A 10,604-nucleotide genomic window follows, 5' to 3' on the forward strand; every position below is an offset into this window, starting at 1 on the left:
TCTGATTTCAACTTGAGGAATTTGATAAGATATTTATGTTTCTTATTAAGTTTAAATTTGAAATTGTTTGATACGTCATTGCGAACAAAGTGAAGCAATCTGTTTCCTCTTTTATACCAAATGTTAGATTTTAAATGTTGAATTTACTTCAAAACACGATTTATCTTATTTAAGTAATTTTCTTTTCAACACCGAACCCCGAACACCGAACACCGAACACCGAACACCAAACGTCACTTCGAGTGGCGAATCGTAGATTCGTTGTATCGAGAAGCACTTTGAAAATATAAACGTAAAATGCTAAATTTTAAATGTAAAAGTTACATTTCGATACGTCATTACGAGGAGTTTGCGACGAAGTAATCTGCTTGTTTAGAAACAGATTGCCACAAGTTTTTCCAAAACTTTCGCAAAGACGTTTTGAAAAGCGTAATAGAACTATCAAGAAGTGCTTTGAAATTAAAAATCTAAAACTAAAATCTAAAAGCACAGCAATCTAACATTCCAAGAGCGCCAGCGAGTCTAAAAAGCAAAGCGCTCTAACATTCTAAGAGTGACAACGAGTCTAAAAGCGCCAGCAAGTCCAATTACAAATTAATCGCAAACAGCAATCCAATCGTATTCACTCCTGTGATTTTTTGTGCATCAGCAATTCCTTTATTCGGATCGCTATCAATTCGATTAAAATCTCCTTGTGTAGTAAACATTATGCCTAGACTTACTTTCTGATTGAAATTGTATGACAAACCAATTCCTGTTTGCAAACCAAAATTCCAACCTTCGTACACATCGTCTATAGTTCCGCCAACAAAGCTATATTCGTCTCTTACAATCGTTTTTCCGTATACGCCAACATTGGCAATCAAACGGACTTTGTGCGACAAATTATAATTCACGCTCAACAATAACGGAATTCGAAGTGTTCCGCGTTCATGGTAAAAATTTCCACCTGCATTAAAACCAGTTCCTGTCAATTGATCGAAACCAATTCCTGTGGCAATTCCGTAGCGTTTTCCAATGCGATAGTGCAATAAAAAATCGGCTGTATTGATATCTAAATTGTAATTTGGTTGATTGTCATTATCTACAACCGCATATCCAATTCCTCCATATCCTAAAAAGCTAAACCTAGCGTCCGAACCATAATCGTGATTATCATGATTTTTATCACTGTGATCATTTTGCGCGTTAAGCATTGAAAAAGAAAAAATAAGGGCTACTAGGATACTAAAATTAAGTTTTTTCATTTGATGTGTTTTTTGTTTTGATGACTCTAAAATAGTTGCAATAGTTGATAATTGAAACAAAACGTACTCTTGATTTATAAATCAGCGCTTATAATTATTGAAAAAGAGTAGAAAATTCTTCTTTTTTTGAATCGTATTTTTTTATTGTACATCAAATTTGCAACGACAGCTAAAGTGCACACTCAAAAATATTAACACAGTTTTAAAAATATTTTACTTAGTTTTGAGAAGTGACTCAAAAATCAAACATACTCAAATTACAGAGTTTGCTATTATTGGCTGTCTTTATTTTCTTAAAGATGGGCATTATGCATTCAATTTCTCATGCGTTTTCTCATGATGAAGTTGCTGATTGTGAAGATTGTTTTTTGATTCTTGATACCAATGAAAAAAATCTATTTGATTACCATACTGTTAATAATGTAGAAACAACAAGTTTTGTTACACCTATTCACAAACCAATCACATTACTGTATAAAAGCCCGATCATTAGAGTTTACCACTTTTCAAAATTCTTCAATAAACCTCCGCCATCTACGGCAACTATATTAGGATAATTTTTTATGAATCACGATTAAATGTGACTTGTAAGGTGATAACTTGTAGTATATTACGAGCGCATGATACTTATATGTACTATTGAATATTCTTTTGTGGTCTCTTTCAAATTTGACAACCAACAACACACCAATCAATACCAAGATTGTGCTAAAGTATAGTACAGTTTAGGTGCAATTTTCAATATTAAAATTTACACAAAACAACTCATATAAATAATTTATGAATATTAAGTATGAACTGTATCATCAAGTTATTTGAGAGCAATACTTAAAAATAAAGTATCGTTGATTAAGCACTACGATAGTATCCATTGTGCTTCCATTCATTTGGAAGTGCAATGGTTTTTTTACAATATGGAAAAGGCAGATAAGTGTTGAAAAGAATACTACAAGCAATTTTCACATTTTCCAATCAGTAAAATTTGAGAAAAATCAATAGTTCTATTAGGTATTTTAGGAATATTCATGGTAACAGACAAACAATCGATTTTGCCACAATCCTGACATTGAAAATGTGGATGCATATCTGCATGATGTGAAGCCGTACAACCATTGGTACAACTAGCATACCACTTAATTCCATCTTTATCCATAAATGAATGTACAATACCATCATTCTCCAAACGTTCAAGAATTCTGTAAATCGTTGTCTTATTCATTTTATCTTTCAATTGGTCGATAAGCTTCACGACAGAAATAGCATCTTTATTCTCATTAAAAATGTCGACTATTATTTGAACAGATTTTGTTTTTCGTATCACTCCCATATATCAAAATTAACACTACTTAGTTGTATTAACAAAAAAAATAATTACTTTTGCAACTTAGTTGCATTAAAAAATATGGTTTTACACACACAAAAGTCCGATACAATAGGAATATTTGCAAGTAGTCTTTGTTTAGTACATTGCTTGGCAACACCTTTACTTTTCATCGCACAATCACAAATGATTTGTTGTGAAATTGAAGTTCCGGTTTGGTGGAAAGCGTTGGATATACTTTTTCTAGTAATATCATTCTTCGCAATTTATTGGTCGGTAAAGTCAACAAGTAAAGAATGGATGAAGTACGCATTGTGGAGTACTTGGTTGCTTTTAAGCTTTATTATAGTTAATGAAAAAATACAATGGTTTTCTATTCCAGAATATGCCATATATTTTCCATCTTTAGGCTTGGTCTTGCTACACTTTTACAATAGAAAATTCTGCCGTTGTAAGGAAGATGAATGCTGTATTCATTAATATAAAGTATGTTATTCTTCTTCGTCTAAACGATTATCATCAAAGCCAGAAGGCAAAATATTAGGAATATATTTAATCACAATTGGAAGCAATAACATTCCACCAGGCAACATAAAAATAGCCAAACTCGGAATACTTTTAAAAATATCTAGTAACTGATCTTTTACACGTTTCTGTTCTTCGTCTGAAAGTGATCGTGTTGTCGATTGTGTCAACAAAATCATCAACTCTTTGCTTTCATACATTTCTGTAGCCAAACGTTTTTTATTTCGGTTGATGAGCTTTTTTACCATATTACTAGAGTTTTCGTAAAAACTCTGAATCATATTGCGCGATTTTAACAACGCAACTTCATCTTTATGTTCAGTATAAAAAGTAACAATATCAGCAGCTGATTTCATCAAAACAGCTTCCGAAATCTCTAAATCTTGCCCCAAACGCTGAAGAAAAGCATGTTCTTCATCGTCAATAATTTTATCTGTCCAGAAAGTCATACACACCAAATCGATGATATAATATTTGGTTAACGGATTGGACACATTTTTAATAACTTCCTCATATTGTAAGCGCTCCCGATGATCGTAACGGAAAGAAGATTCAAAAAGCTTAATCAAACTTTTATCGTATTTCGTTTTCTCAGTCTTTAAATCTAAAGAAGCAAAAATAATAGTTTCTATAGTGGATTCTAAGTCATGTAAATATTGATCGGTAATTTCACCAAATTCTATATATTTCTGATATGCCAATATATCTACAAATAATAACGTATTGGTAATAAGGTAATTAAAGTTTTTTGTGATGAGGTTGTCATCAATGGCAATTCGCTTATTAATCATGCTTTCTAGCAGATCATACGATTTCTTTTTTCCCAAAAATAATTCCTGAAAAAATGAACTTTTAAAATCATCGATAATGTTATAGAAATCGGTTACCGTATCTACAAAAACACGATCGGAAGCATAACACTTATGAATGTAATGAAAGGACAAAATCATGTTCACCTTGCACAATTCTTCGTGTGTAAGATCGGTTCGTGTAACGCTATTAAAAATTGCTTTTAAATTGGTTCCATACACAAAACCACAAACTTTTAATTCGTTATACAACTCCTCAAGTGAGCAAGTAACAAGCGTTGTTTCTTTCGATTGATTTTCGGCTAATAATTTCTTGATCCAGCCTTTAGCAGATGGGTTCATGATGCATTCAAGTTCTATACAAAATAAAGCTACTTTGAGGAAAGTAGCTTTATCCATATACTATTTTTTTCGTTTTATTCAATAATTCCGCCACAACTTACACGTGCGCCAGCAGCTCCAGAAGGTTGCGATTTTTGATCGTCTCTTCCTTGGTGTACAATGATCGATTTTCCAACAATGTTTTTAGTGTCATCGTCACAACCAATACACCATTGATCTGTAGAAAATTCAATTTCTCCATGTCCATCATCATCAACTTCAAAATTTCCAATATCACCTTTGTGATATCCTTCTTTTGCATTCCATTTTCCGTGTGGTTGTTTTGTCGGATTCCAATGTCCACCAGCAGATTTTCCATCCGCAGAAGAACAATCCGCTTTTTCATGAATATGAATTGCATGCACTCCAGGAGTTAAACCTTCCATCAAAGCAACCATTTTCACTTTTCCATCTTCAGTTTCAGCAAAATTGACAGTTCCTGTAACTTTGCTATCGCTTTTTGACTGTAAATCAAATTCAATTTCTTTACCTCCTGAACAACTTACGGCGATGAATAACAATCCAACAAGCGTCATGTATATTCCTTTTCTCATTATGTATTGGGTTTTTGTTAGTATTTCAAAATTCGTTTAACAAGGTAAGTAGATAATAAAACAAAAACAAACAATTGCAATTTCTTAATTTTTAAAATCTTCCTTCTTTTTAAGATATTTATCTAAAAATGAGAGGATTTGGCTATTCGCTTTTATCTGATTTTCTTTTTTGACAAAACCGTGTCCTTCATCTTCAAACAGCAGATATTCTACAGGAACACCATTTTTCTTCACGCCAGCTACAATCTCATCCGATTCTACTTGCAACACTCTCGGATCTTGCGCACCTTGTAAAACCATAAGCGGTTTTGTTACTTTATCTGTGTGAAATAAAGGTGAAATTCGCTTTAAGCGGATAGAATCTGCCGTATTCGGGTTTCCTAATTCTAAATACAATGCTTCTTTTTGTGATTCCCACCATGGTGGAATACTTCGCAACGTACGAATCCAATTGGTAACTCCATAAATATTGACACCAACTTGAAACTCTTCCGGAGTATAAGTCAAAGCAGCCATTGTCATATAACCGCCATACGAACCACCCATAATTCCAATCTTATCTCCATCAATTTCAGGTTGTTTTGCCAACCAATTTTTACCTTCTACACAATCTTTCAAATCACCTTCTCCATGGTTTTGATCGTCCATTTTATAAAACGTTTTTCCATAGCCACTACTTCCACGATTATTTACAGCTAAAACTGCATATCCGTGATTTGTTAAATACTGAATTAACGCACGAAACGATTGACGCGATTGCCCGCCTGGACCACCATGAACCCAAACCAACGCAGGAACTTTTGCATCAGCAGAAGCTTGTTTTGGAACATAATAAATTGCAGGAATTTCAGTATCATCAAACGATTTATAACGAATGACTTTGGCAGAAACTAAATCATCAATATTTACTTCTTTATTCAATGTATTTGTGAGCTGAACGAGTTTTTTTGTTTTTAAATTATACACATATAAATTTGAAGGCGTATTTGAACCTCCTACAAATAAGCGCATCATAGTATCATCTCTCGAAAAACCTACATTGGTAATACTTTGATCTTTAAAATCGGGTAATTCTAATTTTTCTCCAGAAGCCACTTCCGTAACTTCTATCGTGTTTTTAGCATCTTCATTTATGTACGTAACACGATATGTTCCTTTGTTGGTAATGTAACTTCCGTTAATATCCCACGATTTTGAGAGCATTTTTTTGTGTGTTCCATCAACCGTATTAAATTTCATTAAATAGGCAAATTCTGCGTCAGCATCTGTCGTGTAATAAAGTGAAGTATTATCACTTGAAAACTCTTCAGGACTATTAGAACTTAGTGTTTTATTTACTTTAGTTAACTTTTTAGAAGCAATAGTATACACAAACAAATCGTTGTCGTTTGTGTTGATGCTTTTAATCAACGCCAAGTGTTTTTTGTCGTCTGAAATACTTCCAATTCTATATCCATCTTCATTTTTATATAACAGTTTTGGAGTAAAGGTTGCTACGTCCATTTCATACAAATCCATAAAACGCTTGTCACGTTCGTTTGACTGATAGAAAAAACCTTTTTCATCTTTCGTCCAACCAAAGAAAGAAGCTCTTGCGCCTTTTTTAGGAGTTAATTCTTGAGAAGTTCCATCTGTATTTTTAACGAATAAGTGATAAATTTCATCACCATTACCGTCCATCGTGTATAAAATACGTTCATCTTTTGGGAAAAATGAAACTGCATAAACTGAAACACTATCCGACTTTGTAATTGGTGTGTATTCGCCGCCATTTGCTGGAATTGTATACATATTTACAATTCCAGAACGGTTACTGGTAATCAATAACTTTGATTTATCAGGAGAAAAACTTCCGCCTCTCACACTTTCGTTATCCATAAATTGATCAATCGTATATTCTTTAACCGATTGCGTGGTATCTTTTCCGTCGGCTTTCTTTTGATCGTTTTTACACGAAAAAAAGAAAACACTGAGCATGCATATTAGACTTAGTTTTTTCATCTGTTAGTTTTTTAATTGAAATGAAGTTGTTTCTTTAAATGGTTTAATATCAATTTGTTCCATTTTTGATCGATACGCTTTCCATTCATCTGTGAAAAATGTATTTGTTTTATTTAATGCAGCTTTCAGCGCGTCTTCAGCATGTTGCATTAATTGCGTTTCTGTGCTTGTCAAACCTGTTTTGCGTGTAGTTGCATAACGACCTGCAGTACCGATACGTTGCATGACATTTACTGCTGGATTTCGTGTAATTCCTTGGCGTTTGTCCACTTTTCCTAAATACAAAGCAATGACTTCATCAATACGTTTAATGATATTTTTTGATTCTTTAATCGCTTCTTTGTGCTTTTTCTTATCTAATTTAGAAAGTGTCGTTTGATAATTTTTTGCTGCATTTTTGCTTTCAACCAATTGTTTTACAGCGTCGGCAGCAGTTTGCATCATGTTTTCAATCTTTTTTCCAGCAGCGTAGGTTTCATTGCTATTTTTCTGAGAAACGTTCAAACGTGGATCACTTGCGACTGTAATTGTACTTTCAGAAGTTTGATCGCCATAAGTCATTTTTAACTGATACGTTCCAGGTTTTACAGAAACGCCGCCACGTTCACGTTTATTTTTACGAATTGTTCGTGAAGGCCTATCGACACCTTTTTCGTCCATTCTCCAAAACATTCTGTGAATTCCATTTTCTTTTGGCGCTTTATTTTTTAAGGTACGAATCAACTTTCCATTATCGTAAATTTCAAGCTTTATCGAATCCCATTTCACTTTCTTTTCGTCCATTTCTGCATCATCGTCTTTCTTTTTATCTTTTTTAGCAGATTTTGGCATGTCTTTCTTTTGGATGTAATACGAAATCATAGCGCCTCTTTTCTTATTTTCACCATGATAAATTCCATCTGCACCAAAACGACTTCCCGTAGGTTGTTGATATGCTGCTTGATATGCAGTTGGCGGTTCAAACAAAGCAATGTTTTTAGACAGAATGCTTTTATTTCCTGCAATAGCGCGCAACGGACGAATATCGTCTAAAACCCATGCCGCTCTACCAAAAGTACCAATTACTAAATCGTGTTCACGTGGTTGAATTACCAAATCTTTCGTAGAAACTGTTGGAAAACCGGCGGTCCATTTCTGCCATTTATTTCCAGCGTCAAGCGAAATATATAAACCATCATCCGTTCCTAAAAACAGTAAATTCTTATTCTCAGGATCTTCCACAATTGATAAAGTATAACTTTTTACATCAGAAGCTGCTACAATTCGTTGCCACGTTTTACCATAATTTGTCGTTCTGTACGCGTACGGTTCGTAATTAAATCTTCTGTAATCATTTGCAACCAATAAAGCTTCTCCTTGTTTTTTGTTGGAAGCTTTCACTTGTACAATCCAACTTCCCGCAGGCAAACCTTTGATGTTTTTAGTGACTTCTGTCCATTCTTGTCCACCATTTCTAGTCACATGTACGCGACCATCATCGGTTGCTGCCCACAACATATTTCGTTCTAGCGGAGAAGGTTCAATCACTAAAACAGTACAATGATTTTCGGCACCTGTTGCGTCCATGGTTAATCCGCCACTTTCAGCTTGCTTTAACTTTTCAGGATCATTCGTAGATAAATCATCCGAAATCACTGTCCAAGTCAAACCTTTATCCGTGCTTTTATGTACAAACTGACTTCCAAAATAGAGTGTATTATTGTCAAAAGGATCAATATTAATGGCTGCATTCCAATTGAAACGTAGCTTCACTTTTGCATCAGGATGTGTAGGTTTTACAGGATAATTATTTCCAGTCATCCAATCGTAACGCGATACAAAACCTTGCTGACTCATGGACCAACCGTAACGTGAATCGTCTTTATCGGGCACAACATCAAATCCGTCACCAAACGAAATTTCTTGCCAATACGAATTGCGAATTCCTTGATCGCGCCAAACATACGCAGGTCCGCGCCAAGAACCGTTATCTTGCATTCCGCCATACACATTGTACGGATATTCGTTGTCTACATTGATATGATAAAACTGCGCTACAGGTAAATTTCCGATAAAACGCCAGGTTTGTCCACGATCTTTGGTAATATTCATTCCTCCATCATTTCCATCAATCATAAATTTTCCATTTGTGGGATGAATCCACCATGCATGATGATCTGGATGTACACCATTGCTTACGCCATACGCTGGCATAAGTTGTTTGAAGCTTTTTCCGCCATCTTCAGAAACATTTACATACGTAAAAATTGTATAGAGTCTATTTTCGTTTTGCGGATCCACATAAATTTCGGAATAGTAAAACGGACGATTTCCAATTCCCTTTTTATCATTTATTTTTGTCCACTTAAATCCGCCATCTGTACTTTTGTACAATGCGTTCTTTTTTGCTTCAACCAATGCATAAATTATGTTTGGACTGCTTGGCGCGATGGCAACTCCGATACGTCCCAAATCACCTTTTGGCAATCCTTCTTTATCACTTAGTTTTTTCCAACTTTTCCCACCATCATGTGTGATGTGTAATCCAGAACCTTTTCCTCCTGATTTGAAAAACCATGGATCGCGTTTGTGTTCCCACATTGATGCAATAAGTTTATTTGGATTTGTTGGATCCATCACTAAATCGGCAGCACCAGTTTTATTATTTGCGAATAGAATTTGCTTCCACGTTTCGCCACCATCAGTAGTTTTATACACGCCACGTTCTGGATGTTCTCCCCAAGGTGAACCAATTGCAGCTACGTAGACTACATTCGGATTTGTAGGATCGATAATTACACGATGAATATGTCGTGTTTTTTCCAATCCCATGAGTTTCCAGTTTTTCCCACCATCTAAGGATTTGTAAATTCCGTAACCGCCATTCAGACTGTTTCTAGGATTTCCTTCTCCAGTTCCTACCCAAATTACACTTGGATTTGATTGTTGAATGGCAACTGCACCAACAGAAGCTGTAACTTCTTTATCGAAAAGAGGTTTCCATTTAATGCCGCCAGAAGTAGATTTCCAGAGTCCTCCAGAAGCCGTTCCAACATACATTACATCTGGATTTTCGTTCACAACAGCAATTGAAGTGACACGTCCGCTCATTCCGCCAGGTCCAATATTCCGCGGTTTCATACTTTTTACCGTTTCCATAGAGAAATCTTGCGCAGACATCCCAATCGCGGAAAAGGTGAGTAATAGTAGGATTAATTTTTTCATTTTAGGTTGGTTTTGGTTTTTACTTGTTTTTTGGTTGATGGTTATTTTTGTTGCTTGTTGTTTGTTGTCAGTTGTTTGTTGTCAACTGTTGGTCAGTTTTTTAATTTCTGAAATTTAAAATTTTAAGTTATTGAATTTAAGCTACTTACTCCTATTTTTCGTTAATTCATATTTTCTTGATTTTCACAGGAGTACCGCCAAAGAGTAGCGTTTTACTATTTTTTTAATCTTCAAATATATCTAATTCTTTAATAGCTTTGTCTACGATTCGCTCATCAATATAGTGCTTTTTTAATACTGCATCTGTTGCGTGCGAAGATAGACGTTTTGCATCTCCTTTCAAAGTTGATGATAGATAGGTTAAGTATGGTTTTCTTAAACATTTAAACTTCAACTCTGATCCCGCATTTAGTTGATTGTAAAAAAAAAAGACTGCCTTTTCAGACAGTCTCCTCTTAATTGTAATTTTCAACTAACATTTTACTCAATAATAATTTTTTTATAATACGATCTAGATGCATCAGTTACTTTAACTAAATACATTCCTTTTTTTTCTAGATTC

The 10,604-nt window shown here is 34.5% G+C and carries 10 protein-coding genes; 2 read left to right on the top strand and 8 right to left on the bottom strand.

The window, feature by feature from the left end:
- Positions 1-587: 587 nt before the first annotated feature.
- Positions 588-1,247 carry a hypothetical protein gene (locus AB8B65_RS08460; RefSeq protein ID WP_405300482.1) on the bottom strand — a complete coding sequence of 220 codons (660 nt, stop codon included), beginning with the start codon at positions 1,245-1,247 and terminating at the stop codon, positions 588-590.
- Between the two features lie 308 nt (positions 1,248-1,555).
- On the opposite strand from AB8B65_RS08460, the gene AB8B65_RS08465 reads away from it, so the two are divergent.
- On the top strand, positions 1,556-1,804 hold the full coding sequence (locus AB8B65_RS08465) for a hypothetical protein (RefSeq protein ID WP_405300483.1): 249 nt from the start codon (positions 1,556-1,558) through the stop codon (positions 1,802-1,804).
- Positions 1,805-2,193: 389 nt separating this feature from the next.
- Here AB8B65_RS08465 and AB8B65_RS08470 read toward each other — a convergent pair whose 3' ends face one another.
- Positions 2,194-2,574, bottom strand: a complete 381-nt coding sequence (locus tag AB8B65_RS08470) for a Fur family transcriptional regulator (protein ID WP_405300484.1) — start codon at positions 2,572-2,574, stop codon at positions 2,194-2,196.
- 75 nt (positions 2,575-2,649) lie between these two features.
- On the opposite strand from AB8B65_RS08470, the gene AB8B65_RS08475 reads away from it, so the two are divergent.
- Positions 2,650-3,048 (top strand): MerC domain-containing protein, encoded by a 399-nt coding sequence (locus tag AB8B65_RS08475; RefSeq protein ID WP_405300485.1) that lies wholly within the window; start codon positions 2,650-2,652, stop codon positions 3,046-3,048.
- Between the two features lie 11 nt (positions 3,049-3,059).
- Here AB8B65_RS08475 and AB8B65_RS08480 read toward each other — a convergent pair whose 3' ends face one another.
- From AB8B65_RS08480 to AB8B65_RS08505, 6 genes are all read right to left on the bottom strand, one after another.
- Positions 3,060-4,244, bottom strand: a complete 1,185-nt coding sequence (locus tag AB8B65_RS08480) for an LETM1-related biofilm-associated protein (RefSeq protein ID WP_405300486.1) — start codon at positions 4,242-4,244, stop codon at positions 3,060-3,062.
- A gap of 74 nt (positions 4,245-4,318) precedes the next feature.
- Positions 4,319-4,837, bottom strand: coding sequence for a superoxide dismutase family protein (locus AB8B65_RS08485; protein WP_405300488.1), 519 nt, complete (start codon positions 4,835-4,837; stop codon positions 4,319-4,321).
- Positions 4,838-4,921: 84 nt separating this feature from the next.
- Positions 4,922-6,838: an alpha/beta fold hydrolase gene (locus tag AB8B65_RS08490; protein WP_405300489.1), complete on the bottom strand. Its 1,917-nt coding sequence runs from the start codon at positions 6,836-6,838 to the stop codon at positions 4,922-4,924.
- Positions 6,839-6,841: 3 nt separating this feature from the next.
- The gene (locus tag AB8B65_RS08495; protein WP_405300491.1) at positions 6,842-10,042 is read right to left on the bottom strand and encodes a WD40/YVTN/BNR-like repeat-containing protein; all 3,201 of its coding nucleotides are present in this window, start codon (positions 10,040-10,042) and stop codon (positions 6,842-6,844) included.
- A 223-nt stretch (positions 10,043-10,265) separates the two neighbouring features.
- The gene (locus tag AB8B65_RS08500) at positions 10,266-10,436 is read right to left on the bottom strand and encodes a hypothetical protein (protein WP_405300493.1); all 171 of its coding nucleotides are present in this window, start codon (positions 10,434-10,436) and stop codon (positions 10,266-10,268) included.
- An 86-nt stretch (positions 10,437-10,522) separates the two neighbouring features.
- Positions 10,523-10,604, bottom strand: an 82-nt coding sequence (locus AB8B65_RS08505) for a T9SS type A sorting domain-containing protein (RefSeq protein ID WP_405300494.1), incomplete at its 5' end; no start/stop codon positions are given.

The sequence above is a fragment of the Kordia sp. genome (assembly GCF_045105435.1).
Classification (GTDB): domain Bacteria; phylum Bacteroidota; class Bacteroidia; order Flavobacteriales; family Flavobacteriaceae; genus Kordia.

Bases quoted from the DNA above. Each gene is read 5' to 3' on its own strand.
- AB8B65_RS08460 (WP_405300482.1), bottom strand. From the start codon at position 1,247: ATGAAAAAACTTAATTTTAGTATCCTAGTAGCCCTTATTTTTTCTTTT.
- AB8B65_RS08470 (WP_405300484.1), bottom strand. From the start codon at position 2,574: ATGGGAGTGATACGAAAAACAAAATCTGTTCAAATAATAGTCGACATT.
- AB8B65_RS08495 (WP_405300491.1), bottom strand. From the start codon at position 10,042: ATGAAAAAATTAATCCTACTATTACTCACCTTTTCCGCGATTGGGATG.
- AB8B65_RS08480 (WP_405300486.1), bottom strand. From the start codon at position 4,244: ATGAACCCATCTGCTAAAGGCTGGATCAAGAAATTATTAGCCGAAAAT.
- AB8B65_RS08490 (WP_405300489.1), bottom strand. From the start codon at position 6,838: ATGAAAAAACTAAGTCTAATATGCATGCTCAGTGTTTTCTTTTTTTCG.
- AB8B65_RS08485 (WP_405300488.1), bottom strand. From the start codon at position 4,837: ATGAGAAAAGGAATATACATGACGCTTGTTGGATTGTTATTCATCGCC.
- AB8B65_RS08465 (WP_405300483.1), top strand. From the start codon at position 1,556: ATGCATTCAATTTCTCATGCGTTTTCTCATGATGAAGTTGCTGATTGT.
- AB8B65_RS08475 (WP_405300485.1), top strand. From the start codon at position 2,650: ATGGTTTTACACACACAAAAGTCCGATACAATAGGAATATTTGCAAGT.